The organism is Streptomyces sp. NBC_01520 (assembly GCF_045040375.1).
Classification (GTDB): Bacteria; Actinomycetota; Actinomycetes; order Streptomycetales; family Streptomycetaceae; genus Streptomyces.
This window is the reverse complement of record NZ_CP109404.1, coordinates 2695417-2720913: the sequence shown is the minus strand read 5'-3', so window position 1 is coordinate 2720913 and position 25497 is coordinate 2695417. Positions and strand designations below refer to the sequence as shown.

The 25497-nt window shown below is 71.0% G+C and carries 19 protein-coding genes and 2 pseudogenes; 9 read left to right on the top strand and 12 right to left on the bottom strand.

Features of this window, described 5'->3' with window-relative positions; all coding sequences use genetic code 11:
* The 5 genes from OG524_RS12300 to OG524_RS12280 form a co-directional block, all read right to left on the bottom strand.
* On the bottom strand, positions 1 to 900 hold the full coding sequence (locus OG524_RS12300; RefSeq protein ID WP_405390811.1) for a carbohydrate ABC transporter permease: 900 nt from the start codon (positions 898 to 900) through the stop codon (positions 1 to 3).
* Positions 901 to 903: 3 nt separating this feature from the next.
* On the bottom strand, positions 904 to 1845 hold the full coding sequence (locus tag OG524_RS12295; RefSeq protein WP_405390812.1) for a carbohydrate ABC transporter permease: 942 nt from the start codon (positions 1843 to 1845) through the stop codon (positions 904 to 906).
* A gap of 6 nt (positions 1846 to 1851) precedes the next feature.
* Entirely contained in the window at positions 1852 to 3183 is a 1332-nt protein-coding gene (locus OG524_RS12290; RefSeq protein ID WP_405390813.1) for an ABC transporter substrate-binding protein, read from the bottom strand.
* 46 nt (positions 3184 to 3229) lie between these two features.
* On the bottom strand, positions 3230 to 4444 hold the full coding sequence (locus OG524_RS12285) for an ROK family protein (RefSeq protein WP_405390814.1): 1215 nt from the start codon (positions 4442 to 4444) through the stop codon (positions 3230 to 3232).
* Positions 4445 to 4629: 185 nt separating this feature from the next.
* Positions 4630 to 5694, bottom strand: coding sequence for a mechanosensitive ion channel family protein (locus OG524_RS12280; protein WP_405393224.1), 1065 nt, complete (start codon positions 5692 to 5694; stop codon positions 4630 to 4632).
* Positions 5695 to 6011: 317 nt separating this feature from the next.
* On the opposite strand from OG524_RS12280, the gene OG524_RS12275 reads away from it, so the two are divergent.
* Positions 6012 to 6602: an HNH endonuclease gene (locus tag OG524_RS12275; RefSeq protein WP_405390815.1), complete on the top strand. Its 591-nt coding sequence runs from the start codon at positions 6012 to 6014 to the stop codon at positions 6600 to 6602.
* On the opposite strand, the gene OG524_RS12270 is transcribed toward OG524_RS12275, so the two are convergent.
* Positions 6584 to 7318: a discoidin domain-containing protein gene (locus tag OG524_RS12270; RefSeq protein WP_405810188.1), complete on the bottom strand. Its 735-nt coding sequence runs from the start codon at positions 7316 to 7318 to the stop codon at positions 6584 to 6586. The genes OG524_RS12275 and OG524_RS12270 overlap by 19 nt on opposite strands.
* On the bottom strand, positions 7290 to 7610 hold the full coding sequence (locus OG524_RS12265) for a hypothetical protein (RefSeq protein ID WP_405810186.1): 321 nt from the start codon (positions 7608 to 7610) through the stop codon (positions 7290 to 7292). The genes OG524_RS12270 and OG524_RS12265 overlap by 29 nt, the downstream gene beginning before the upstream one ends.
* 276 nt (positions 7611 to 7886) lie before the next feature.
* On the opposite strand from OG524_RS12265, the gene OG524_RS12260 reads away from it, so the two are divergent.
* The 5 genes and pseudogenes from OG524_RS12260 to alc all read left to right on the top strand — a co-directional run bounded on the left by OG524_RS12260 (position 7887) and on the right by alc (position 12855).
* Positions 7887 to 8177: a hypothetical protein gene (locus OG524_RS12260; RefSeq protein ID WP_405390816.1), complete on the top strand. Its 291-nt coding sequence runs from the start codon at positions 7887 to 7889 to the stop codon at positions 8175 to 8177.
* Positions 8178 to 10419 (top strand): annotated as a pseudogene (malQ, locus tag OG524_RS12255) (4-alpha-glucanotransferase).
* Positions 10365 to 10595, top strand: a complete 231-nt coding sequence (locus OG524_RS12250; protein WP_405390817.1) for a hypothetical protein — start codon at positions 10365 to 10367, stop codon at positions 10593 to 10595. Before malQ ends, OG524_RS12250 begins: the two are co-directional and overlap by 55 nt.
* 78 nt (positions 10596 to 10673) lie before the next feature.
* Positions 10674 to 11624 (top strand): LysR substrate-binding domain-containing protein, encoded by a 951-nt coding sequence (locus tag OG524_RS12245; RefSeq protein WP_405390818.1) that lies wholly within the window; start codon positions 10674 to 10676, stop codon positions 11622 to 11624.
* Between the two features lie 82 nt (positions 11625 to 11706).
* Complete coding sequence (gene alc / locus OG524_RS12240) at positions 11707 to 12855, top strand: allantoicase (protein ID WP_405390819.1); 1149 nt, start codon at positions 11707 to 11709, stop codon at positions 12853 to 12855.
* A gap of 104 nt (positions 12856 to 12959) precedes the next feature.
* Here the strand turns inward: alc and pepN (OG524_RS12235) are convergent, their stop codons facing one another.
* Positions 12960 to 15536 carry an aminopeptidase N gene (gene pepN / locus OG524_RS12235; RefSeq protein WP_405390820.1) on the bottom strand — a complete coding sequence of 859 codons (2577 nt, stop codon included), beginning with the start codon at positions 15534 to 15536 and terminating at the stop codon, positions 12960 to 12962.
* Between the two features lie 112 nt (positions 15537 to 15648).
* On the opposite strand from pepN (OG524_RS12235), the gene OG524_RS12230 reads away from it, so the two are divergent.
* From OG524_RS12230 to OG524_RS12220, 3 genes are read left to right on the top strand one after another with little or no spacing between them, the layout of a single operon-like run.
* Positions 15649 to 16149: a DUF1203 domain-containing protein gene (locus OG524_RS12230; protein WP_405390821.1), complete on the top strand. Its 501-nt coding sequence runs from the start codon at positions 15649 to 15651 to the stop codon at positions 16147 to 16149.
* Between the two features lie 57 nt (positions 16150 to 16206).
* On the top strand, positions 16207 to 16431 hold the full coding sequence (locus OG524_RS12225; RefSeq protein ID WP_383788219.1) for a type II toxin-antitoxin system ParD family antitoxin: 225 nt from the start codon (positions 16207 to 16209) through the stop codon (positions 16429 to 16431).
* Positions 16424 to 16771, top strand: coding sequence for a type II toxin-antitoxin system PemK/MazF family toxin (locus tag OG524_RS12220; protein WP_405390822.1), 348 nt, complete (start codon positions 16424 to 16426; stop codon positions 16769 to 16771). The genes OG524_RS12225 and OG524_RS12220 overlap by 8 nt, the downstream gene beginning before the upstream one ends.
* Before the next feature lie 57 nt (positions 16772 to 16828).
* On the opposite strand, the gene OG524_RS12215 is transcribed toward OG524_RS12220, so the two are convergent.
* The 4 genes and pseudogenes from OG524_RS12215 to pepN (OG524_RS12200) form a co-directional block, all read right to left on the bottom strand.
* Complete coding sequence (locus tag OG524_RS12215) at positions 16829 to 17857, bottom strand: aspartate-semialdehyde dehydrogenase (protein WP_405810182.1); 1029 nt, start codon at positions 17855 to 17857, stop codon at positions 16829 to 16831.
* 212 nt (positions 17858 to 18069) lie between these two features.
* Positions 18070 to 21378: a S8 family serine peptidase gene (locus OG524_RS12210; RefSeq protein WP_405810180.1), complete on the bottom strand. Its 3309-nt coding sequence runs from the start codon at positions 21376 to 21378 to the stop codon at positions 18070 to 18072.
* A gap of 172 nt (positions 21379 to 21550) precedes the next feature.
* A pseudogene (locus OG524_RS12205) lies at positions 21551 to 22622 on the bottom strand (hypothetical protein).
* 174 nt (positions 22623 to 22796) lie between these two features.
* Entirely contained in the window at positions 22797 to 25379 is a 2583-nt protein-coding gene (gene pepN, locus OG524_RS12200; protein ID WP_405390825.1) for an aminopeptidase N, read from the bottom strand.
* Positions 25380 to 25497 lie beyond the last annotated feature (118 nt).

The window sequence follows — 25497 nt, the reverse complement described above, 5'->3', positions numbered from 1 at the left end:
TCAGCCCTTTACTCCGGTCAGTGTGACGCCCTCGACGAACGCCTTCTGGGCGAAGAAGAAGACGGCGATCACGGGGGCCATGACCAGAACGGTCGCGGCCATGGTCAGGTTCCAGTCGGTGTGGTGCGCGCCCTTGAAGGATTCCAGGCCGTAACTGAGCGTCCAGGCGGCCGGGTTCTCCGAGGCGTAGATCTGCGGTCCGAAGTAGTCGTTCCAGGCGGCGAAGAACTGGAACAGGGCGATCGCCGCGATGCCGGGCTTCGCCATCGGCAGGACGACCCTGATCAGGGTGCGGAACTCACCGCAGCCGTCGACCTTCGCCGCGTCCAGGTACTCGTTCGGGATGGTGAGGAGGAACTGCCGCAGCAGGAAGATGGAGAACGCGTCGCCGAACGCCATCGGGATGATCAGCGGCCACAGCGTCCCGGACAGGTCCAGCTGCTTCGCCCAGAACAGGTACATCGGGATGATGACGACCTGCGGCGGCAGCATCATCATCGAGATGACCAGCATCAGTGAGAGCTTGCGGCCCCGGAAGCGGAACTTCGCCAGCGCGTACGCCACCGGCACCGACGACACGACGGTCAGGACCGTGCCCAGGCCCGCGTACAGCAGGGTGTTGCGCCACCAGGTCAGGAAGCCCGGGGTGTCGAGGACCCGCCTGTAGTTCTCCCACTCCCAGGTGTCGGGGGTGAGGTCCCGGGTCAGCGCCTGCTGGTCGCTCATCACCGAGGTCAGGAAGACGAAGACGAACGGCAGGACGAAGAACAGCGCGGCCGCGACGCCCAGCGAGTGGACGGCGATCCAGTGCAGCAGCGCCTTGCGGCGGGCGGTGCGCTCGGCGGGTGTCGGCGCGCCGGGCGCGGCGACGGGGCGGGGCGGGTCGAGGAGTTGGGTCATGGCTCAGTCACCGGCCTGGATCAGGTTGTTGCGGCCCCGCATCAGCAGTGCGGTGAAGGCCATGGCCAGGGCGAACAGGACGAGGGCGACGACACAGGCGGAGCCGTAGTCGAAGCGCTGGAAGCCGAGGTTGTAGACGAGCTGGGGCAGCGTCAGGGTCGACTTGTCCGGGTAACCCGGTTCGAACTGCTGCCCGGAGCCGCCGATCACACCCGAGGCGACCTTCCCCGCGACCAGCGGCTGCGTGTAGTACTGCATCGCCTGGATCACCCCGGTGACCACGGCGAACAGCACGATCGGCGAGATGTTCGGCAGCGTCACGAAGCGGAACCGCTGCCAACCGGACGCGCCGTCCAGCTCGGCCGCCTCGTACTGCTCCTTCGGTACGTCGAGCAGCGCGGCCATGAAGATCACCATCAGGTCGCCGACGCCCCACACCGCGAGCATGGTGAGCGCCGGCTTCGACCAGGAGGCGTCGTTGAACCAGCCGGGGGTCGGCAGGCCCAGATCGCCCAGGATCGCGTTGACGGGCCCCGTACCCGGGTTGAGCAGGAAGACGAACGCCAGCGTCGCGGCGACCGGCGGGGCCAGGTAGGGCAGGTAGAAGAAGGTGCGGAAGAGGCCCGTGCCCGTCCTGATCTTCGTGATCAGCATGCCGATGCCGAGGCCGAACACCACCCGGCAGGTGACCATGACGAGCACCAGCCAGAGCGTGTTGCGCAGCGACGGCCAGAACATCGGGTAGTCGCCGAAGACGTACGTCCAGTTCGTCAGCCCGTTGAAGACCGGGGCCCCGAAGCCGTCGTACTTCATGAACGAGAAGTACACGGTCGAGACCATCGGGTACGCGAAGAAGACGGTGAACCCGATCAGCCACGGCGACATGAAGGCCGCTGTCCGCAGCGCCGACCTGCGGCGCTTGGAGCGGAGTGTGTGCGTGGTCATCGGGGTCTACTTCGCCTTGGCGATGTCGGTGTCGATCTGCGCCGCGGTCTTCTCCAGACCCGCCTTCAGGTCCTTCACCGCGCCCTTCTCGTACTGGAAGCCGAAGTCCTGGATGGTCTGCTGGTACGTCGACCCGTTGACGGCGCCGTCGGGGGTGCTGGACCGCGGGTGCTGGGCGATGTCCAGGAAGGTCCTGAAGCGGGGGTCGAACTTCAGGTCCGGGGACTTCAGCGCGGCGAAGGTGGAGGGCACGTTGCGGATGCCGTTCGCGAAGTCGACCACGGCCTGCGTGTCGCTCGTCATGAACCTCACGAGCTCCCACGCGGCGTTCTGCTTCTTGCTGGCCGGGGCGATCCCCATGATCGTGCCGGACAGGAAGCCCTTGCCGTAGCTGTCGGCCTCGTCGTCGGCCACCGGCATCGGCGCCACACCGATCTCGAACGGTACGTCGGCGTCGGTGGCCATCCCCAGCCGCCACTCGCCGTCCAGCTGCATCGCGACCTGCCCGGTGTGGAACGGGTGCTTGCCGCCCCACTCGTCGCCGAACGTGGCGCGGTACTTCTCCAGCTTCGCGTAACCGCCCAGGTCCTCGACCAGCTTCTTCTGGTACGTGAACATCTCGGCGAACGCCGGGTCCTTGGCTATGTTCGACTTGCCGTCCGCGTCGAAGTACGTGTGGTCCCACGAGGACAGGTAGTGGTCGGCGACCGTCTCGTAGCCGTGGAAGGTCGGCATGAAGCCGAGCTGCTCGTAACCGTCGCCCCTGGTCACCGTCAGCTTCTTCGCGACCGAGGCCAGCTCGGACATCGTCTTCGGCGGCGCGGTGATCCCGGCCTCCTCGAAGGCGTCCTTGTTGTAGTAGAGGCCGTAGGCGTCGGCGAGCAGCGGCAGGGCGCAGCGCTCGCCCTCGAACCGGGTGTAGTCGAGCAGCACCTTCGGGAAGGTCTTCTCCAGGTCCAGCTTCGACTTCTCGATGAAGGGCAACAGATCGGCGAAGGCACCCGACGAGCAGAACTTGCCGACGTTGGAGGTGGTGAAGGAGGAGACCACGTCCGGGCCGTTCGAACCACCCGCGCGCAGGGCCTGGTTGAGCTTGTCGTCGTTGATGTTGCCGACGACGTTCACCGTGATGTTGGGGTGGGTCTTCTCGAACCGGTCGACGTTGTCCTGGACGGCCTTCACCTCGGAGGGCGCGCTCCAGCCGTGCCAGAAGTTGATCGTGGTTCTCGCGTTCGGGTCGTCGTTCGCGCCGGACCCGGCCTGGCCCGTACAGGCGGTGGCGAGGACCGAGATCGCGGCGACGGCGACAGCGGCGGTGGTCGTTCGGCTTCTGCGCATGGCAAAGCTCCCAGGGACAGGGGAAGGGGAGAAGGCAGGAGGGGGGTCAGCGGGAGGTGTCGAACACTTCGTCGCGGGTGTCGGCGAGGGCCCGTTCCAGGGCACCCCGCAGGACCGGATGGCGGCCGATCTCGCCGAGGACGAGACGGGGCCGGGACGCCGCGAGCTCGGCGAGCTCGGACTGGACCAGGGACCGCAGCAGCTCGCCGCCCGAGGCGACCAGCTCACCGGAGAGCACGATCAGGCCGGGGTCGAGCACGGCGGTGACGGACGCGAGACCGGTGGCGAGCCGCTGGGCGTACTGGCGCAGCAGCTCGGTCAGCGCGGGGTCCTGTTCGTACGCGGCGGCGGCCCCGGCCAGCAGCCCGGCCGCGACCTCCGCGTACGGCTGGTGCGGGGTCTCGATGCCGAGCGAGGTGGCGAGCCGGGGGACCGCCTGGGCGCCGGCCAGTTCCTGGAAGCCCCCGGCGTTGGCCTTGACGACCTGGCGTACGAGGGGGGTGCCCGGCACCGGCAGGAACCCGACCTCGCCCGCACCGCCGGTGAAGCCGCGGTGCAGCCGGCCGTTGATGACGAGGGCGGCGCCGAGGCCCTCCTCGTTCCACAGCAGGACGAAGTCCTCGTGTCCCCGGGCCGCGCCGAGCCGCTGCTCGGCCACAGCGACCAGGTTCACGTCGTTCTCGTACTCCACGGGCATCGGCAGGGCCGCGGCCAGCTCGTCCAGCAGGGTGGGGGAGTGCCAGCCGGGCAGGTGCGAGGCGTAGCGCAGCCGTCCGGTGCCGGGGTCGAAGGCGCCGGGGGTGCCGATGACGACGCGGTGCACGTCCGCACGGGCGAGCCCGGCCTCCTTGACCGCGCCGTCCAGGGCGTCCGTCACCTGCCGCACCACGCTGTCGGCGCGCCGCCCGGGGGTGCGCAGCTCGTACTCGCCGACCGTCCGGCCGGTCACGTCGGCGACCGCCGCGACGATCCGCCGCGCGCTCACGTCGAGGCCGGCCACATGGGCCGCGCCCGCGTTCACCGTGTACAGCTGCGCGTTGGGTCCGGGGCGTCCCTCGCTCGTACCGGTGGCCACGACGAGCCCGGCGGCCTCCAGCCGGGCCAGGAGCTGGGAGGCGGTGGGCTTGGACAGGCCCGTCAGCTTCCCGATCCTGGTGCGGGAGAGGGGGCCGTGCTCCAGGAGGAGGTCCAGCGCGGCCCGGTCGTTCATGGCGCGCAGGACGCGTGGTGTACCCGGCGTGCCCGGAGTGGTTCCCGCCATGACGGATGCACCTGCCCTCTGTTAGGAAAGTTTCCTATTCGGTGGGAGGAACGTATGGCGCACATCACCGGAACGTCAATGGTCTCCACCCCGGTGGCTGTCAAAGCGTTATCCGGGCGGGCCCGACGACGAAGGGGCGCCCCGCGCAATCGCGGGACGCCCCTTCGCCGGTGACCGGGCGGGTGCTACTTCGTCATGTTCGTCGGCGGTATCGGGGTGGCCGCCAGCGACTGCGGCGACGTGGTCGACGCGTACGCGGAGGGGGCGGCCATCCCGGCCGTCGGGTCGGCCGGGATCTCGCCGTCCGCCTGGAGGGGCACGGCGCCGACCATCCGGATGCCGGCCGAGTCGAGGGCCTGCTTGATCCGCCAGCGGAGCTCGCGCTCCACGCCCAGTGCCTTGCCCGGCATCGTCTTCGCCGTGACCCGGACGGTCATCGAGTCGAGCAGGACGGCGTCCAGGCCGAGGATCTCCACCGGGCCCCACAGGCGCTCCGACCACGGCTCTTCCTTGGCCATGGTCCCGGAGGCCTCCGTGATGGCCTGGCGGACCCGGTCCAGGTCCTCCGTCGGGCGGACCGTGACGTCGACACCGGCCGTGGACCAGCCCTGGCTGAGGTTGCCGATCCGCTTCACCTCGCCGTTGCGGACGTACCAGATCTCGCCGTTGTCGCCACGCAGCTTGGTGACGCGCAGACCCACCTCGATGACCTCGCCGGAGGCGACGCCCGCGTCGATCTGGTCACCCACTCCGTACTGGTCCTCAAGGATCATGAAGACGCCGGAGAGGAAGTCGGTGACCAGGTTGCGGGCACCGAAGCCCAGTGCCACACCGGCGACCCCCGCGGAAGCGAGCAGAGGCGCCAGATTGATCTGGAACGCCCCCAGGATCATCAGCGCGGCCGTGCCCAGGATCAGGAACGACGTAACCGAACGGAGTACGGAACCGATGGCCTCCGAGCGCTGGCGGCGGCGTTCCGCGTTGACCAGCAGGCCGCCGAGGGCGGTGCCCTCCACCGCCTGGGCGCTGCGGTTCATCCGGTCGATGAGATTGGTCAGAGCACGACGGATCACGTACCGCAGCACGAGGGCGATCGTGAGGATCAGCAGGATGCGCAGACCGGTGTTCAGCCAGGTGGACCAGTTCTCCTGCACCCAGCCCGCGGCGTTGCCGGCCCGCTCGGCGGCTTCGTCCAGCGAGCCTGCCGGCTCGGGTGACGGTGCCGCGGCCAGGAGGGCGGACAGGGACACGACGGGGACCTCCAGATGGGGCGACAGCAGATCAACCACAGTAACGAAGCGGAGGGAGTGGATCGTTGCCCGTACCGGGAGGAGAGACACGTCTCACCCGGGAGTGCGGGCGATGTGGCCCATTGCACATCGGGCCGGCGGCCGTGGTGAAGCGCCTGTTCCGGTCTGTCCGGGGGGTGCGTCCGGCCGGGTGGTGAGAAAAATCCCTCCGGCCCGTTACCCGCACGTGGTGGCGCTACGACCAGGCATGAGGAGAGACTGAGAGCGGATCGTCCCGGCGCGAGCCACGCGCCGCCGGCGTACAAGGAGGCATCCACGTGCCGCACGTCCTGGTTCTCAACGCGTCGTACGAGCCACTCGGCGTCGTACCGCTCCGCCGCGCGCTCGTCCTCGTCCTCGAGAACAAGGCCATCTGCCTCGAGGAATCCGGCGCCTTCCTGCACAGTGCCACCCGTGCCGTGCCCGCGCCCAGCGTCGTCCGCCTCAAGCGGTTCGTGCGGGTCCCCTACCGGGGGCCCGTCCCACTGACCCGCCGGGCCCTCTTCGCCAGGGACGGCGGTCGCTGCATGTACTGCGGCGCAGCCGCGACCAGCGTCGACCACGTCATTCCGCGCAGCCGCGGCGGACAGCACGCCTGGGACAACGTGGTGGCGGCCTGCCGCCGCTGCAACCACGTCAAGGCCGACCGGCACCTGCCCGAGCTGGGCTGGCGGCTGCGCCACCAGCCCGCCCCGCCCAGCGGGCTCGCCTGGCGGATCATCGGGACGGGGCACCGTGACCCGCGCTGGCTGCCCTACCTGCAGCCGTTCGGCGCGGACGACGTGATGGCGCGGATCGACGGGGTCCTGGCCGAGGAGCGCGGGCCCGGGCCGGCCGGGGGCCCGCGGCACTACTCGGCGACGGCGTAGGCCTCCACCGACCACAGCGAGTAGCCGTACCGCGTGGCGCGGCTGTCGGCCTGGATCCTGATGAAGCGGGTGTCCTTCGTGTCCATCCGGACCGATTCGCGCCCGCCCCGGCCCTGGCGCACGGTCGCCGCCGTGCGCCAGGTGCGGCCGTCCGCGGAGACCTGGACGCGGTAGCGGGAGGCGTGCGCGTCCTGCCACCGCAGCACGACCTGGCCCAGCCGGACGGGCACGGGCAGCTCGGCCTGCCACCAGGCACTGTCCTCGACGGGTGAGGACCAGCGGGTGTCCGGGTCGCCGTCCGAGGCGGCGGAGGCCGGGAAGTCCGCGGTCTCGTCGCCCGACGAGGACGCCGTGGCCGTACGCACCAGGTCGGCGCCCCCGGTGCGCGGGAAGGCCCGCACGGTCAGGGTGCTCTCCTCGCCGCCGAAGTTCAGCGGCACCTCGTACTCCCCGGCCGGGGTGTCCGCGGGCACGGTGATGTCCACCGGGACGTCGGTACGCGCCCCCCGTGGCACCGTCGTCTGCTTCGGCACCGTCACCTCGATGCCCTTCGGGGCCTTCGCGGTGAGCGCGCCCTTCACCTCGGCGGGCCGCCCTCCGGCCAGCCGCGCCTCGACCCGCTGCGTACCGCCGCCGATCACGGCGTCCGTCTCGCCGCGTGCGAGATCGAGCCTGGCCGCCGGTTCGTCACCGAACCACGGGACGAGCCCGCGCACCGCCGTGGAGGCCGCGCCGGGGCGCGCCCGTGACCTCGGGAGCCGACGGGCTGACGAGGACCGGGCGGGCGGAGGGGACCGCGACCCGGAGCGCGTCCGCCCGGAGGCCCTTCGTCGGCGTCTGGGTCCAGCCGGCCGCCGACAGGGAGCCGAGGCCGCGCCAGCCCTCGCCCGGCACGTGCGCCTCCAGGACCGCGCCCCGGGCCTCGGCGGGCCGGGTCATCGTGGTGACGGCCTCGACCGGGCGGGCCCAGTCGAGGTGGACCGTGCAGCTGCTCGTGTCGCGGTGCACCCCGTGGGCTCCGAGCCCACCACCCGGGCGGGAGGGTGTCAACGTGCGTGGCCGTTGTGATGGATATCCCTGATGTGTCACCTGGCGCGGCTCGCGGGTGTTACCGGGTGACCCGCCGAGTGACCGAAAACAGCCCATACCTGGCGCATCGGGGAACGTAGTGTGACCCACAGCACGTTGGGCTCGTTGTCATAACGCCTATGTCACGCCTACGCCTGCTCCCGCACCCACTGGGTAGGCCTGCTGTGTCCTGTTGTCCACGGCCAGGAGGCCACCGTGCCCGCTTCCGCGCAGCTTCTGCTCTCCGCCCTCTCCAAACAGGTACCGAGTCCGACAGGTCCCGCCCCGACCGACGCGCCCCCGATGATCAGCGAGCTGCCGCTCGCCGACGTGCGCCACCTCAGCGGTGAACCCGTGTTCGCCGATGCCGCTCCGCTGACCAGCGAGCCCCCGCTCGCCGACGCCACACCTCTCACGAGCGAGCCTCCGCTCGCCGCCGTCGCCCCTCTGACCAGCGAGCCGACAGCACCCGGCACCGCAGGGGGCATGGAGTCCCCAGGAGTCTGAATGGGCTTGTCCCGGCTCGCCGCACTGCACGGCGTCGCCACCTCCTTCTCCCCGTCCGCGGATGTCACGGTGTCCGTCCCCGACGACACGGTCACGGCCGTGCTCGCCGCGCTGGGCGTGGCCGCGAGCACCCCCGCGGAGGTACGGAGATCACTCGCCGCGGCCGAATCGGCGGCGGCCTCCCGACTGCTCCCGCCGACGGTGGTGACCTGGTCCGGGGAGCCGCTGCCGCCGGCCCTGGCCGCGCTGCCGACCGGCACGACCCTGACGGTCGACCCCGAGCGCGAGCCGGGGAGCGACGGTCCCGCACAGCTGCGGATGCGGGTCACGGCGCCGAGGGCGACACTCCCCGACGGCGATCCGCCGCGCACGCCGTCCTGGTGGACCGCGCCGCCCCCGGGGGTCCACCGGCTGACCGTCCGCACCACCGACCACCGCTACGCCACCGCCACACTCGTCGCCGCACCGGACCGCGTACCCCAGCCGCCCGGCCGCACGCACGGATTCCTCGTCCAGCTCTACTCGCTGCTCTCCGCCCGCTCCTGGGGCATGGGCGACCTCGGTGACCTGGCCGACCTAGCCGCCTGGTCGGGCCGGACCCAGCGGGCCGGATTCGTCCAGGTCAACCCGCTGCACGCCGCCGTCCCCGGCCGGCCCACCGACCCCTCCCCGTACCGCCCCTCCTCGCGGCGCTTCCCCGACCCCGTGCACCTGCACATCGAGTCGGTCCCGGAGTACGGGCACGTGACCGAGCCGGGCCGGGCCGCCCTGGACGACCTGCGCCAGGACGCCGCCGCACTCAGCGAGGCCGTGCTCAACAAGGGCGCGCTGATCGACCGGGACGCCGTCTGGGACCTCAAGAAGCAGGCCCTGGAGATCATCGCCCAGGTGCCGCTCACCCCCGGGCGGCGTGCCGCCTACTGCGACTTCCTGGCCGAGCAGGGGCAGGCCCTGGAGGACCACGCCCTGTGGTGCGCCCTGGCCGAGGTGCACGGCTCCGACTGGCGCGGCTGGCCCGCCGGACTGGGCGACCCGCGCTCCCCGCAGAGCGTCCGCGCCCGCACCGACCTCCTCGAACGGGTCGACTTCCACTGCCGGCTCGCCTGGCTGACGGACACCCAGCTCGCCGCCGCACAGCGTGCCGCGCGGGACGCCGGGATGGCCGTCGGGATCGTCCACGACCTCGCAGTCGGCGTCCACCCCGAAGGGGCCGACACCTGGGCCCAGCAGGACGCCTTCGCGCACGGCATGTCCGTCGGCGCGCCCCCGGACGCCTTCAACGCGCACGGCCAGGACTGGGGGCTGCCCCCGTGGCGCCCCGACGCGCTCGCCGCGTCCGCCTACGCCCCCTACCGCACCCTCCTGCGCGGCCTCCTCGCCCACGCGGGCGCCCTGCGCATCGACCACGTCATGGGCCTCTTCCGGCTCTGGTGGGTGCCCGAGGGCAGACCGCCCACCGAGGGCACCTACGTCAGCCAGGACGCCGAGGCGATGCTCGCCGTCCTCGTCCTGGAGGCGCACCGCGCCGGTGCCGTCGTCATAGGGGAGGACCTCGGCACCGTAGAGCCCGGCGTGCGCGAGGCGCTCGCCCGGCGCGGCGTGCTCGGCACCTCCGTCCTCTGGTTCGAGCGCGACTGGGACGGCACGGGACGCCCGCTGGCCCCGGAGAAGTGGCGCCGCGGCTGCGTGGCCACGGCGACCACCCACGACCTGCCGTCCACCGCCGCCCGGCTGACGGGCGACCATGTGACGCTCCGCCACCGCCTCGGCCTGCTCACCCGCACCCTGGAGCAGGAGCTGGCCGAGGACGCCACCGACACCGCCGAGTGGCTGTCCTACCTGGCCCGGCTCCGGCTGCTGCCCGAGGGCGAAGGCGACGAGGAGGCGGCCGTCCGCGCAGTCCACCGCTTCCTGCTGCGCACCCCGGCCCGGATGGCCGGGGTCTGGCTCCCCGACACCGTGGGGGACCGCCGCCCGCAGAACCTCCCGGGCACCTGGGACCAGTACCCCAACTGGCGCCTGCCCGTCGCCGATGCCGAGGGGCACCCCGTCACGCTGGAGGAGATCGCCGCCTCGCCCCGGCTGCACCGGCTGATGGAGGTTCTGGGACCCCGCTCGGACCGGCCGTAGGGCACGTACGGCACCCCCGGGCGCGCGCCGCTTCCGGGCGTTCGCTACGTTTGCACCGTGGACAAGAAGAACGCTATGCGCGCCGGCGCCGTCGCGGCCGGTACGACGCTGATGATGCTGCTCATGTCGTCCCCCGCGCTCGCTCTCACCCGCGACGACGGTGACGACCCGGGTCAGGGGATCGGACTGGGGGAGACCCTCGGGGTCTTCGTCGCACTGCCGATCGTCCTCTTCCTGGTGATCGTCGGACTGGTCGTGGTCCTCGACAAGTCCAAGAAGCAGGCCTAGAAGCTCTTCACGGATGCGCCGCCGGTACGCCGTACCGCGCGGCGCATCCGCATGTCCGGACACCGGTAGGTTGCGGCCATGACCGAGTGGGACGTCAAGAAGCTCCGCATCCTGCGCACCCTGCGCGACCGGGGTACCGTGACCGCCACCGCCGAGGCCCTCCTGATGACCCCGTCGGCCGTCTCGCAGCAGCTCGGCAATCTGTCCAGGCAGCTCGGCGTGCCACTCCTGGAGGCGCAGGGCCGCCGCGTCCGGCTCACCGACGCCGCGCATCTCGTGCTGCGCCACGCGGAAGCGGTCTTCGCCCAGCTGGAGCGGGCCGACGCGGAGCTCACCGGCTATCTGCGCGGCGAGGCGGGCCAGGTGCGTGTCGGCGCCTTCTCGACGGCCGTCCCCGCGCTCGTCGTGCCCGCCGTGCGGCTCCTGGGGGCCGAGGACCGGCCCGGCCCCCAGGTGCGGGTGCGGGAGGCGGAGGCGGCCCAGGCGTACGAGTTGCTCTCGGCCGGGGACGTGGACCTCGCGCTCTCCCTGACGGCGCACGCCCCGACGGCCCGGGACCCCCGCTTCACCTTGCTGCCGCTCCTGGCCGACCCCCTGGACGTGGCGCTGCCGGCGGACCACCGTCTCGCCAGGGCCGGGGGTCTGCGGCTGGCCGACCTCGCCTCCGAACCCTGGATCTTCGGCGGCTCAGGCCCCTGGTCGGAGATCACGAGAGCCGCGTGCGAGGCGGCGGGCTTCGTGCCCGAGCAGGCCCACAGTGCCTCCGGCTGGACCGCGATCCTCGCCATGGTGGAGGCGGGGATGGGCGTCGCACTCGTGCCCCGGATGGCGTCCGCCGCCCACCGTTCCGGTGACGGGGTGGCCATGCGGGTCCTGGACGCGGACCGGCCGCACCGCCACGTGGTGGCGGCGGTCCGGCAGGGGGCCGGGGAACGGCCGGCGGTCGCGCGGGTGCTGGCGGCGCTGCAGCAGGTGGCCGGCACCTTCGCCGGACAGGGCCCGGCCGGGATTCGTCGAGCCTCTCCTTGAGGGCCTTCGTTAAGCAGGACTGAAAGAACTGTGCGAAAAGTTTCGATGGACCTGATGGGTGGGTGGGGACGACAGTCGTCCCATGACCACCGACGCGAACGAGACCGCATTCCAGGACACCGACCCCCACGCCAATGACGCGGCCCCCTACGGCGGGGGCGACCCGTACGCCGACTACCGCGCCGCCACCGGACTTCCCTTCACCGACCTCGTCGACCTCGCGGACCGTCGCCTCGGCGCGGGCGTGATCGCGGCGAACGACGAGTTCTTCGCCGAGCGCGAGAACCTCCTGATTCGCGAACCCGCCGTCTTCGACCCCGAGCGCTTCGGCCACAAGGGCAAGATCATGGACGGCTGGGAGACCCGCCGCCGCCGTGGCGCGGACGCGGACCACCCCTTCCCCGCCCCCGGGGACCACGACTGGGCGATCGTCCGCCTCGGCGCCCCCGGGATCATCCGCGGCATCGTCGTGGACACCGCCCACTTCCGCGGCAACTACCCGCAGCGCGTCTCGGTCCAGGCGACGGCCTTCGAGGGCGCCCCGAGCCCCGAGCGGCTCCTCGCCGACGACGTGAAGTGGGAGGAACTCGTCCCGCCGGCCCCCGTACGCGGCCACGCGGCCAACGCCTTCGAGATCACCGGGGACCGCCGCCACACCCACGTCCGCCTCCGCCAGCACCCCGACGGTGGCATCGCCCGCCTCCGCGTCCACGGCGAGGTCGTCCCCGACCCGGCCTGGCTCGCCGCGCTGGGCACGGTCGACCTGATCTCGATCCTCAACGGCGGTACGTACGAGGACGCCTCCGACCGCTTCTACTCCTCACCGGCCCAGATCATCCTGCCCGGCACCTCCCGCAGGATGGACGACGGCTGGGAGAACCGCCGCCGCCGCGTCCGCGACACGAACGACTGGGTCCGCTTCCGCCTCCCCGCGCAGGGCGCGGTGCGCGCCGTCGAGATAGACACGGCCTGCCTCAAGGGCAACGCGGCCGGCTGGATCAGCCTTCACGGCCGTGACGGGGACACCGGCGAGTGGTCCGAGATCATCCCCCGCACCAGGCTCCAGCCCGACACCCCGCACCGCTTCGTCCTGGACACCGAGGCCGTGGTCACCCACGTACGCCTCGACACCTTCCCGGACGGTGGCGTGGCCCGGATGCGCCTGCACGGCTCCCTGACGGAAACGGGTGCCGCCGAACTGACCCGCCGCCACCGGCGGTCCGGCGCCTGACGCCCCCGGGCCACCCACGGCTCCCGCCCGGCGGACGGCCGCGCACGGCGAAGGGGGCGCCCCCAGAAAAAGGAGGCGCCCCCTCGGCCGTGCCGGAGGAGCTGCTACGCGGTCGCCGCCGCCGCGTCCGCCGCCCGGGCCTTCAGCGCGCGTTCCACGCCCGACCGGGACTCCGACACCAGCCGGCGCAGTGCCGCGCTCGGCTCCGCCGACGCCAGCCAGGCGTCCGTCGCGTCCAGCGTGGCCTGCGAGACCTGGAGGGCCGGGTACAGGCCGACCGCGATCTGCTGGGCCATCTCGTGGCTGCGCGAGTCCCACACGTCCTTGACGGCCGAGAAGAACTTCTCCGTGTAGGGAGCCAGCAGCTCACGCTGGTCGGTCTGCACGAAGCCGCCGATGACCGCCTCCTGGAGGGAGTTCGGCAGTTTGTCCGACTCGACGACCGAGGCCCACGCCTCGGCCTTCGCCTCCTCGGAGGGCTGCGCCGCCCGCGCGGACGTCGCGTGGCGCTCGCCCGCGGCCGTCCTGTCGCGCTCGTACTCCGCGGCGATCTCCTCCTCGTCCAGCAGACCGGACGCGGCCAGCCGCTGCACGAACGCCCAGCGCAGCTCCGTGTCGACGGCGAGGCCCTCGATCTCCTCGGTGCCGTCCAGCAGCGACCGCAGCAGGTCCAGCTGGAGCGGCGTGCGTGCCGTCGCCGCGAAGGCGCGGGCCCAGGCCAGCTGGTGGTCGCTGCCCGGCTCCGCCGCGCGCAGGTGTGCCAGCGTCGCGTCGGTCCACTGCGTCAGACCCGCCTCGCGCCACTCCGGTGCCGCGTACAGGTCCACGGCCAGCTTCACCTGGCGGTGCAGCGACTGGACGACGCCGATGTCCGACTCCTTGCCGATCCCGGAGAGGACCAGCGCCAGGTAGTCGCGCGTCGCCAGTTCGCCGTCACGCGTCATGTCCCAGGCCGACGCCCAGCTCAGCGCGCGCGGGAGGGACTCGGCGAAGTCGCCCAGGTGCTCGGTGACGACGGCCAGCGACTCCTCGTCGAGACGGACCTTCGCGTACGACAGGTCGTCGTCGTTGAGCAGGACGACCGCCGGGCGTGCGGTGCCCGCCGGGTAGGGGACGGTCGTGCGCCCGCCGTCCACGTCCAGCTCGATCCGGTTCGTACGGACCAGCTTCCCGGCCGCGTCGAGGTCGTAGCAGCCGATCGCGATCCGGTGCGGACGCAGCGTCGGCTCGCCCTTCGCCCCGGCGGGGAGCGCCGGAGCCTCCTGGAGGACGGTGAACGAGGTGACGTGGCCGTTCGCGTCCGTCTCGATCTCCGGGCGCAGGATGTTGATGCCGGCCGTCTCCAGCCACGCCTTCGACCAGGTCTTCAGGTCACGGCCGGAGGTCTCCTCCAGCGCGCCCAGCAGGTCCGACAGACGCGTGTTCCCGAACGCGTGCGCCTTGAAGTACGCCTGCACACCCTTGAAGAACGCGTCCTGGCCGACGTACGCCACGAGCTGCTTCAGGACCGAGGCGCCCTTCGCGTACGTGATGCCGTCGAAGTTCACCAGGACGTCGTCCAGGTCGCGGATGTCCGCCATGATCGGGTGCGTCGAGGGCAGCTGGTCCTGGCGATAGGCCCACGTCTTCATGGAGTTGGCGAACGTGGTCCAGGAGTGCGGCCACTTCGACCCCTCGGCGTACGCCTGGCAGGCGATCGAGGTGTACGTGGCGAACGACTCGTTCAGCCAGAGGTCGTTCCACCACTCCATGGTGACCAGGTCGCCGAACCACATGTGGGCCAGCTCGTGGAGGATGGTCTCGGCCCGCGTCTCGTACGCGGCGTCCGTGACCTTCGAACGGAACACGTACTGGTCTCGGATGGTGACCGCGCCCGCGTTCTCCATCGCGCCCGCGTTGAACTCCGGGACGAAGAGCTGGTCGTACTTGGCGAACGGGTACGCGTAGTCGAACTTCTCCTGGAACCACTCGAAGCCCTGCCGGGTGACCGCGAAGATCTCGTCCGCGTCGAGGTACTCGGCGAGCGACGGACGGCAGTAGATGCCGAGCGGCACCGACTGGCCGTCCTTCTCGTAACTGCTGTGCACCGCGTGGTACGGGCCCGCGATCAGGGCCGTGATGTACGTGGAGATGCGCGGCGTCGGCTCGAAGGACCAGACGTCGTCCTTCGGCTCCGGCGTCGGCGAGTTGGAGATCACGGTCCAGCCGGCCGGCGCCTTCACGGTGAAGCGGAAGGCCGCCTTCAGGTCGGGCTGCTCGAAGCTCGCGAACACCCGGCGGGCGTCCGGCACCTCGAACTGGGTGTAAAGGTAGGCCTGTTCGTCGACCGGGTCGACGAACCGGTGCAGGCCCTCACCGGTGTTCGTGTACGAGCAGTCGGCGACGACCTTCAGCTCGTTGGTACCGGCCCGCAGGCGCTTCAGCGCGATCCGCGAGTCGCGGAAGACGGCGGCCACGTCCAGCGCCTTGCCGTTCAGCACGACGTCGTGGACGGCCGGGGCGACCAGGTCGATGAAGGTCTCCGCACCGGCTTCGGCGGAGTCGAAGCGCACGGTGGTGACGGACCGGTAGGTGCCGCCCTCCTGCGCTCCGGAGAGGTCGAGATCGATCTCGTACGCGTCCACGGTCAGCAGGCGCGCCCGCTCCTGTGCCTCTTCGCGGGTCAGATTCGTGCCAGGCACGCGGTCATCTCCTTGATATGCGACTTTTTGGCCATCCTTCCACGTGGGGTACGCGCAGCGCGATGTCCGATTTCCGCCGGACCCGTGGAGGGGTCCGGGCCACGCTCGGAACATGACCGGTTACGAGGCACGACCCATCGCACCGACCGCGCTCGACGACCTCCGGAAGGCGGACGACGCGGGCCGCCCCTGCGTCCCGTACACGGCGACCGAGGGCGGTGATCTCCTGCGCTGCTGCCTGCGCGGAGCCGAACCGGGGGAGCGGATCGCCCTCGTCTCGTACGCGCCGCTGCGGCGCTGGGCGGCGGAGACCTGGGCCCGCCCAGGGGCGTACGACGAGCAGGGCCCGGTCTTCATCCACGCCGAGGAGTGCGAGGGGCCGGCGGCGGACCCGGACGGCTACCCGTTCGCGCGGGCGGGCGCGCTGCGCACGGTCCGCCGCTACGACGCGGACGGCCGTATCGTCGGCGGCCGGCTGCTGGAGATCCCGGCCGACGAGGAGCGGGGCTACGACGAAGCCCTCACGGAGGCCTTCGCCGACCCGCAGGTGGCACTGGTGCACGTACGGGCCGTGGAGTACGGGTGCTTCCACTTCGAGGTACGACGCGGGTAGCACCCGAGTTCCGCCTTCGGGTAGCTGGGCAGTTCCTACTGTTGGTAGGATGAAGGCATGAAGATCAGTGTGAGCTTGCCGCAGGAGGATGTCGCCTTCGTCGACGAGTACGCGGCGAAGACCGAGGCGGATTCCCGGTCTGCGGTGATACACGCCGCTATCGAGTTGCTGCGTGAGGCCGGGCTCGAAGCGGAGTACACCGAGGCGTTCGAGGAATGGGATGCGAGCGAGGACGCGGTCCTCTGGGACCGTACGGTCGGAGACGGAATCGCTGATGCGTAGGGGTGACATCCACCTGGTCGATCTCGAACCTGCCAGGGGCGGCGAGGCCAACAAGGTCAGACCGGCCGTGATCGTGTCCAACAACGCCGCCAACCAGTCCGTCCAGTTGAACGGCCGCGGTGTGATCACTGTCGTGCCCCTGACGTCGAACACCGCACGTGTGCTCACATTCCAGGCACTTCTCAGGTCTGCGGAGAGCGGGCTGCCGAGGGATTCGAAGGTCCAGTGCGAGCAGATCCGGGCAGTCTCCCTGGATCGCGTACTGAAACGCATCGGCACCGTTCCCCGTCAACGCATGACGGACATCGACGCGGCCCTGCGGCGGCACCTCGCCCTCTGAGGCATGCGAAAGGGCGGTCCCCGGACATCGGGGGCCGCCCTTTCACGGGTGGGAGGGTCAGCCCTTCAGCTCCGCCGCCACCAGCTCCGCGATCTGCACCGCGTTCAGCGCCGCGCCCTTGCGCAGGTTGTCGTTGGAGACGAACAGCGCGAGACCGTGCTCGACGGTCTCGTCGACCCGGATCCGGCCCACGTACGAGGCGTCCTGGCCGGCCGCCTGGAGCGGGGTCGGGATCTCGGAGAGCTCGACGCCCTCGGCGTCCTTCAGCAGTTCGTAGGCGCGCTCGACGCTGATCGGACGGGCGAAGCGGGCGTTGATCTGCAGGGAGTGGCCGGAGAAGACGGGGACCCGCACGCAGGTGCCGGACACCTTGAGCTCCGGGATCTCCAGGATCTTGCGGGACTCGTTGCGGAGCTTCTGCTCCTCGTCCGTCTCGAAGGAACCGTCGTCGACGATCGAGCCGGCCAGCGGCAGCACGTTGAAGGCGATCGGACGCCTGTAGACACCCGGCTCGGGGAAGTCGACCGCGCCGCCGTCGTGCGTGAGCCTGTCCGCGTCGGCGACGACCTCAGACACCTGGCCGTGCAGCTCCGCGACACCGGCGACACCGGACCCGGACACCGCCTGGTAGGTGGCGACGGTCAGCGTCTCCAGGCCGGCCTCCGTGTGCAGCGGGCGCAGCACGGGCATGGCGGCCATCGTCGTGCAGTTCGGGTTGGCGATGATGCCCTTGGGGCGGTTCCTGATCGCGTGCGCGTTGACCTCGGAGACCACCAGCGGGACCTCGGGGTCCTTGCGCCAGGCGGAGGAGTTGTCGATCACGACGGCGCCCTGGGCGGCGACCTTCTCGGCCAGCGCCTTCGACGTCGCACCACCGGCGGAGAACAGCACGATGTCCAGCCCGGTGTAGTCCGCCGTGGAGGCGTCCTCGACGGTGATGTCCGTGCCCTCGTACGTGATCGTGGAGCCCGCGGAGCGGGCGGAGGCGAAGAGCCGCAGTTCGGCGACGGGGAACTTCCGCTCGGCCAGGATCCTGCGCATGACTGTGCCGACCTGACCGGTGGCGCCGACGATTCCGACCTTCACAGGGACTCCTTCAAACGTACGAACGGGCACGGTTGCCGGTCCATGATGCGTATGTCCACGGCTTTCTTGTCCAATCCATTGTCCGGCAGACGGACAGCGGCAGACGGACAACGGGCGGGCCGGACGGCCGGGGCCGGGCAGCGCAGTGGGGCGGGAGCTCCTGAGAGCGCCCGCCCCACTGTCGTACGGATCACATGTTCAGCGTGGTGCCGTTACGGCGCGACCTTCTCGATCACGACGCTGCCGGTGCCCGCCGCGGTGCCGCGGGAGTTCACCAGCTGGACCTCGCCGAAGAACTGCCGGCCCTCGGGAGCCGCTCCGGCGACCAGGACCTCGGCGCCGACCTGGGCGGACGCGCCGTTGGCCAGGTTCACGGTCTTCGACTCGTCGACCTGGATCTCACCGAGCGACGACGAGTAGTAGACGTCGCGGTAGTCGTACTCGGTGGTCCCGGCCGGGACCGAGTAGCCGTCGATGATGATCGTGTAGGTGCCGGCCGCCGGGTTCACCAGGCTGACCGACTCCTCCGAGCCCGCCGTCGTCGAGGCGCCGACCTCGGCCCCGTCCTTGAGGACGTAGAGGTCGATGTCGGCGTTGGCGTCCGAGGTGTTGCCGATGGCGACGTCGAGCTTCTCGACGCCCTCACCGATGGTGACCTCCTTGACGTACTCGCCGCCCGTCGAGATCGACGGACGCTCGACGTCGGCCGAGCCCAGCGAGCCGCCCGTGAGCTTGCCCTCCAGGTCACCGGCGTTGTTGGTGACCGTCCAGTCCACCGCGGCCGGGGTGCCGATCTTCGCCTCGGCGATCGTCTGCACCGCCGGGTCGAAGGAGGCGCCGAGCAGCGAGACATCCAGCTTGTACGGGTTGTCCAGCAGCGGCGACGTACGGCGGGACTCGACCTCGATCTCCCAGACGCCGGGCTGCGGGTCCTTGTAGGAGCGCGTGTCCGGGCGGCAGGTGTTGGTCGGGCTCTCGTAGTTCGGGTAGCAGTAGATCGTGGAGCTGTCCTCCACCGCGACCCCGTAGGGGTGGATGGAGATGAACCGCGTCTGGCTGCCCGAGCGCAGGGCGCTCAGCGCGACCTCAAGGGTCTCCGCGCCCTCCGGCACGTTCAGGAAGTAGGACGTGGTGCCGTTGCGCTGCACCGAGCCCGTCGTCGAGAACGCGTACGCCGGCTTCACCAGGTCCTCGGCGACGACCACCGTGGACAGGATCTGCTGGTCCACGCCGACGGTCTTCTTGTCGTCCACCTGCAGGATCGCGCTGTGCACACCGGCGCTGCTGGGCTTCGCCTGGACCTTCACGGTCACCGGCTTGCCGAGCGGCAGCGAGACGGTGCTCGAACCGGTCAGCTTGAAGGTGCCGTCGTTGTTCTTCCAGGACAGCTCGTGCGCGACCGCGCGGTCCGGACCCGTGGTGCGGGTGACGGTGACGTCGTACGACTTCTTCTGGCCGGCCTTCAGGCCGCCCTCACGGTCGTACAGGCCCGTGCCGAAGCCCGGGGTCTTCAGCGCGAAGTCGATCGCGGTGTCGACCGGTGCCTCCACCGAGTACTCGTGCGCCGCGGCGCCCTTCTTCTCGATCTGCTTCCAGGCACCGACGATGTCGATCAGACCGGCACCCTGGGCGTGCGCGGGCACACCCTTGATGTGGGTGGCCGTGCTGGTCAGCGCGGTCCGCAGGTCCGCCGGGGGCAGCTCGATGTTCTTCTGCTTCGCGGCGGACAGGAGCAGCGCCGTGGCGCCCGCGGCCTGCGGCGAGGACATCGAGGTGCCCTGCAGCATGGAGTAGCCGGCGGGCAGCGTGTAGCCCGCCTCCTTGACCGGACCGCCGGCTGCCCAGGTCTGGGTGGTGTTGATGGACGCACCCGGAGCCGTCAGGATCGGCGCGAAGCCGCCGTCCTCACGCGGACCGCGCGAGGAGAAGGGCAGCATGTCGTACTTCGTGGTGACGTTCGAGCCGTAGTTGGCGGCCCAGGTCTCCTTGGAGATCGACGCACCCACCGAGATGACGTGGTCGGCGAGGCCGGGGTCACCGATCGTGTTGACACCCGGGCCCTCGTTGCCGGCCGAGATGACCAGCTGGACGCCGTAGATGTCGATGAGCCGCTTGTAGAGCTCGGCGCGCGCGTTGTTGCCGTCGTTGAGCGGCGGCAGGCCGCCGATCGACATGTTGACGACGTCGACACCGCGGTTCACGACGAGGTCGATCATGCCCTCGGTCAGCGCGATGTTCGTGCAGCCGCCGGACCAGGTGCAGGCACGCGAGGAGACGACCTTGGCGCCGGGCGCCGCGCCGTTCATCTGGCCGCCGAACAGGCCGTTGGCCGCGGTGATGCCCGCGACGTGCGTGCCGTGCGCGCCCTCGATGACACCGATGCTGACGTAGTCGGCCTTGTTTCCGGCCGCGTCGTAGACGACGTTCTTGCGGTTCTCGACGACGAACGGGATGCGCTCGGCGACGTCGGTCCGCGGGTCGTCCGTACCGAAGTAGGCGACCTGGTGCTCGTCCTTGTAGGGCTTCAGCACGGCGTCGTCGGCGAAGTCGGCGTTGCTGTTCAGGTCGACCCGCGTGGTGCCGGTGACCGGGTCGTACAGCACGCCCCACGCGTCGGTGGTGTCACCGTCGCGGTTGAGGTCGCCCGCCATGTCGCCGCCACGGGTGGCGGACTCCTTGAACAGGCTGAACCTGTACGTGCCGTCCGGTGCGGAGTACGTCTTGCCGCCGCTCGTGAACGTCGGGCCCGCCACACCCTCGACCATCTTCAGCCAGGTGCCGTCGCCGTCGTTCACCGGGTCGGTGGCCGTCACCCAGTCGACGATCTTGCGCTCGCCGGTGGTGGTCTTCTGCAGCGCCGGGTGGGCGACGTCGACACCGGAGTCCAGGACACCGATGGTGATGCCGCGGCCGTCGGCCTTCGGGTGCTGCTTCACGAAGTCGACCGCGCCCGTCTCGAAGGACGGGTTGTACGGGTTCTTCGCAGGGGTGTTCTTCCCGGGCGCCGGGTAACTGCCCGTCACCTTCGCCTGCTTGGCCCCCGTGGCCCGGTCGCCCGCGGGCGTCGGGTCGTCCAGCTTGATCTCCTGCTTGAGATCGATGCCGTACACGGACGACAGCTTCTGCGCCGCCTTGATGGTGGCCTCGGCCGCCGAGGTCGGCACGGTCGCACGGACGTAGCCGAGCTTGTCGTACGTCTGCCCCAGCACGGACCCCTTGACGGCGTCCAGCTGCGCGGTGACCTTCTCGGTCGCACCGGGGGCGGTGGCGACCATCATCGTGATGCTCTTCTCGCCCTTGGCCTCGGCCTTCGCCAGCACATCGGCGTCGGCCTCACCGAGCTTGTCGCCCTTGTCGCTGGTGGCGGCGGGCTTCACCGGCGCGGTCGCCGGGTCGTCGGCGGCGAGGACCGGGGCGGCGCCGGAGGCTGCCAGAGCGGCCGCCAGCCCGGCGGCGGCCGCGATGCGCGCCGCGCGTCTCGCCCCGGGTATGGAGCTGGGGGATTCCTTGGTCATCAGCATCCCTGTTGTGTGAACGAAAGAGAGAGTCCGAAATTCGGTACCCGATGACCGCTCAGCCTTTCGTAAATGACAGGGGTTTGTGGAGAGTTGACGGGGGCGAGAAACCGATATGGCGTAGACCCGCCACCGTTTCCGGTCCGCCATACGGGACGAACGGGGTGGAATCACCACCTCATCTCGGCAGGACCACCACATGGGCGGCCGGCTCGCGGTCCTCGGCCGCCGTCATCGCCGTACGCACCACCACCGCCTGCTGCGCCACCGCCTGCTGCGCCATCGTCTCCCGCAGCTTCCTCGGCGCGACCCGGACACCGTGACCCCGAGCCGCTCCAGACGCTCCCGCTCCGCGGTGAAGGCGACGTCCTCCGAGGTGTTGGTGACGTGCTCCTTGCGGGGCGCGCGGCTGCCGGGCTCCAGCGCGACGGCCTGCTCGGGCCGTACGCGTCCACGGTGCCCGGGAAGGCACCGCCCGGCAGGCACAGGTCCACGTGCCACAGCGGCTCCGGCAGTCCGTGCCGCGCACCATCGCGGAGAGCCGGCCCTCGGCCACCGCCCGGCCCTCGACGAGCAGCGCGTCGACGGCGTCGACCACGTGTGCCCGGCCCGGCAGCTCGGTCGCGCCGAGCTCCCGTACGACCGCGGCGGGCTCGCAGCGCCCGCCGCACCGCCTCCGTCAGGATCCGGCGCACCGTGCGGGCGTCCGTGCGGGCGTCCGTGAGGGCGGACACCGCGTCGGCGAGGGACCGCTCCACCGGGGCCGGCGGCACCCCTGGCCGGTGCTCCGGGCGGGGCGGCACGGCGGCCCGCGTCACCTGGACGAACCGGGTGGAGCGCAGCCGCCGTGTGCGCGGCACCAGCACGTCGATCCGGTGCGGCGCGATCACCGGCGGGGTGGCCTCGAAGCCGTACAGGGCCAGTGCCGCGAGCCCGGTCACCATCGCCTCGCCGTAACCCGGCCCGGACGGGCACGGTCCGACGCGCGGAGGCCGGCAGGCGTCCGGCGTCCAACAGGGCGCCGTGCAACCGCTCCTGACCCGTCGGCGGGCTCGGTCCAGCGGGTACACACCGGGGAGCAACTGCTGTCACCGGCCGCCGGGCAGCACTGCGCCGCGGTGTGCGCGGCGGTCACGCCCCGGGCGCGCAACTGCGCCGTGGACGCCCCAGGTACGCAACTGCGCCGTGAACCAGACGCGGGGGCGCGCTTCGTGGAGGGTGCGGGAGGACAGCGGCGTGTTCTGGGTCATGTCCCGGAGGTTCTCGCAGGGGCACGTGCCGCTCACCCGTGTTGCACGCCCGCGGACAACGCCGTCCTGAAGTACGACAGTGCGAAAGCCGAAATGAGCGGTCACGCCAGGGATTGCGCACCGTGCGCCCCGCACAGGTGTGCGGGGCGCACGGTCCGGCGACCACCGGCCGGGTCAGACCGCCGCGTCGCGCTCCTGGCCCCGCAGGGCCCGGGCCAGATCGTCCCGCGCCTCCAGGACCAACCGCCGCAGCGCCGGTGCCGCGGCCGGATGCGAGGTCAGCCACGCGTCCGTCGCCGCGAGCGTCGCGGGATCGTCCTGCAGCCCCGGGAACAGCCCCTTGACCACATCCATGCCGATCTGGATGGACCGCTCGTCCCACACCCGCTCGATCGCCTCGAAGTACGAGGCCGTGTACGGCGCCAGCAGCTCCCGCTGCGAGGACTGCACGAAGCCCGAGATCGTCGCCCCGACGAGCGCGTTGGACAGCTTGTCCGACTCCACGACCGCCGCCCAGGCCTGCGCCTTGACCGCCGCCGAGGGGCGCGAGGCCAGGCACCGCACCTGGTGGCGCTTGCCGGACGCCGTGTCGTCACGGGCCAGTTCGGCGTCGACGGCCGACTCGTCGGCCACCCCGTGCGAGGCCAGCGGGGACAGGAACGCCCACCGCAGCTCCTGGTCGACGTCCAGGCCCTCGATCACGTCCGAGCCGTCGAGCAGACCGCCCAGCAGCCGGAGGTCCGCGTCCGAGGTGGCGACCGACGCGAAGAACCGCGCCCAGGTCAGCTGGTGCTGGCTGCCCGGCTCCGCGAGACGCAGCTCCCGCAGCGCACCCTCGGCCAGCGCCCGGCCGCCCTCCTCACGCCACGCCGGCGCGGCGTAGTGCGTGAGCGCCGACTCCGTCCAGGCGTGCAGCATCTGGAGCACCCCGATGTCCGACTCCCGGCCGGCGAACGCCAGCACCAGGGAGACGAAGTCGCGGGCCGGAAGCAGCGCGTCCCGGGTCAGGTTCCACAGCGCGGACCAGCACAGCGCCCGGGCCAGCGGATCGGTGATGTCGCCCAGGTGCTCGCGCAGGGTGGCGAGGGACCCCTCGTCGAAGCGGACCTTGCAGTACGTGAGGTCGTCGTCGTTGACCAGGACCAGATCCGGCCTCTCGGCGCCCGTCAGCTCACCGATGACGGTGCGCTCACCGGCGACGTCCGCCTCGGCTCGGGCGTACCGCACCAGTTCGCCCTGCGGGGAGAGGCGGTACAGGCCGACCGCGACCCGGTGCGGGCGCAGCTCCGGGTGGGAGGCGGCCGCCTCCTGGACCACCGCGAGCTCCGCGATCCGGCCCGCCGCGTCGTATTCCACGGCCGGCGCCAGGACGTTGACGCCCGCGGTCTGCAGCCAGGAGCGCGACCAGGCCGTCATGTCGCGCCCGGACGTCTCGGCCAGCACCGAGAGCAGGTCGCCCAGCCGGGTGTTGCCGTACGCGTGCTGCTTGAAGTAGCGGCGCGCGCCCTCCAGGAACGCGTCCCGCCCCACGTACGCCACCAGTTGCTTCAGCACCGAGGCGCCCTTGGCGTACGTGATGCCGTCGAAGTTCAGCTTGGCGTCCTCCAGGTCACGGATGTCGGCCGTGATCGGGTGCGTGGACGGCAGCTGGTCGGCGCGGTACGCCCAGGCCTTGCGGTTGTTGGCGAAGGTGATCCAGCCGTTGGTGAAACGGGTGGCCTCCACCATCGAGAAGGACCCCATGAAGTCGGCGAAGGACTCCTTCAGCCACAGGTCGTCCCACCACTGCATGGTGACCAGATCGCCGAACCACATGTGCGCCATCTCGTGCAGGATGGTGTTGGCGCGGCGCTCGTAGGACGCCGAGGTGACCTTGCCGCGGTAGATGTACTCCTCTCGGAAGGTGACACAGCCCGGGTTCTCCATGGCGCCGATGTTGTACTCGGGCACGAAGGCCTGGTCGTACTTGCCGAACGGGTACGGGTAGTCGAAGTGGTCGTGGAAGAAGTCCAGGCCCTGCTTGGTGATCAGGAAGATGTCGTCCGCGTCGAAGTGCCGCGCGAGCCCCTTGCGGCACATCGCGCCCAGTGGGATCTCCAGCTTCGAACCGTCGTCGAACGTACGGGTGTAGAGGTCGCTCTCGCAGTGGTACGGACCCGCCACGACCGTCGTGATGTACGTCGAGATGGGCTTCGTCTCCGCGAACCGCCACTCCTCGCCCTCGTGGAACTCCTCGGCGCCGTTCGACCGGACCGTCCACCCCTCGGGCGCCGTGACCTCGAAGCGGTAGGGGGCCTTCAGGTCGGGCTGTTCGAAGTTCGCGTAGACGCGCCGGGCGTCGGCCGGCTCGTAATGCGTGTAGAGGTAGACCTCGCCGTCCTCCGGGTCGACGAAGCGGTGCATGCCCTCGCCGGTCCGGCTGTACGCGCACTGCGCGTCGACCACCAGGACGTTCTCGCCCGCGGCGAGGCCGTCCAGTGCGATCCGGCTGCCGTCGAAGACGGCCGCCGGGTCCAGGGCCTTCCCGTTCAGCGTCACCGTGGTCACGGCCGGGGCCACCAGGTCGGCGAAGGTCGACGCCCCCGCACGCGCGGCGCGGAACCGGATCGTGGTCAGCGAGCGGAACGTGCGCGGACCGGCGCTCCCGTCGGGCTCACCGACAGCGGAACGCAGGTCGAGGGCGACCTCGTAACCGTCGACGGTCAGCAGCTCGGCCCGCTCACGGGCCTCGTCGCGGGACAGGTTCTCACCGGGCACGGAACACTCCTTTGTGTCTCATTCGAACAGCTTTGATCCTCGCACGCGGCCGAAGAACCCGGCACCCGGGAATGGCCGGAGCGCCCCGTGGCGTTCTGGAACTCAGGTGCGAGACGAC

Coding starts and splice junctions, on each gene's coding strand:
- OG524_RS12295 (WP_405390812.1), bottom strand. CDS start 1,845: ATGACCACGCACACACTCCGCTCCAAGCGCCGCAGGTCGGCGCTGCGG.
- OG524_RS12290 (WP_405390813.1), bottom strand. CDS start 3,183: ATGCGCAGAAGCCGAACGACCACCGCCGCTGTCGCCGTCGCCGCGATC.
- OG524_RS12220 (WP_405390822.1), top strand. CDS start 16,424: ATGCGTAGGGGTGACATCCACCTGGTCGATCTCGAACCTGCCAGGGGC.
- alc (WP_405390819.1), top strand. CDS start 11,707: ATGACCACCGACGCGAACGAGACCGCATTCCAGGACACCGACCCCCAC.
- OG524_RS12225 (WP_383788219.1), top strand. CDS start 16,207: ATGAAGATCAGTGTGAGCTTGCCGCAGGAGGATGTCGCCTTCGTCGAC.
- OG524_RS12245 (WP_405390818.1), top strand. CDS start 10,674: ATGACCGAGTGGGACGTCAAGAAGCTCCGCATCCTGCGCACCCTGCGC.
- OG524_RS12300 (WP_405390811.1), bottom strand. CDS start 900: ATGACCCAACTCCTCGACCCGCCCCGCCCCGTCGCCGCGCCCGGCGCG.
- OG524_RS12210 (WP_405810180.1), bottom strand. CDS start 21,378: ATGCTGATGACCAAGGAATCCCCCAGCTCCATACCCGGGGCGAGACGC.
- OG524_RS12285 (WP_405390814.1), bottom strand. CDS start 4,444: ATGGCGGGAACCACTCCGGGCACGCCGGGTACACCACGCGTCCTGCGC.
- OG524_RS12230 (WP_405390821.1), top strand. CDS start 15,649: ATGACCGGTTACGAGGCACGACCCATCGCACCGACCGCGCTCGACGAC.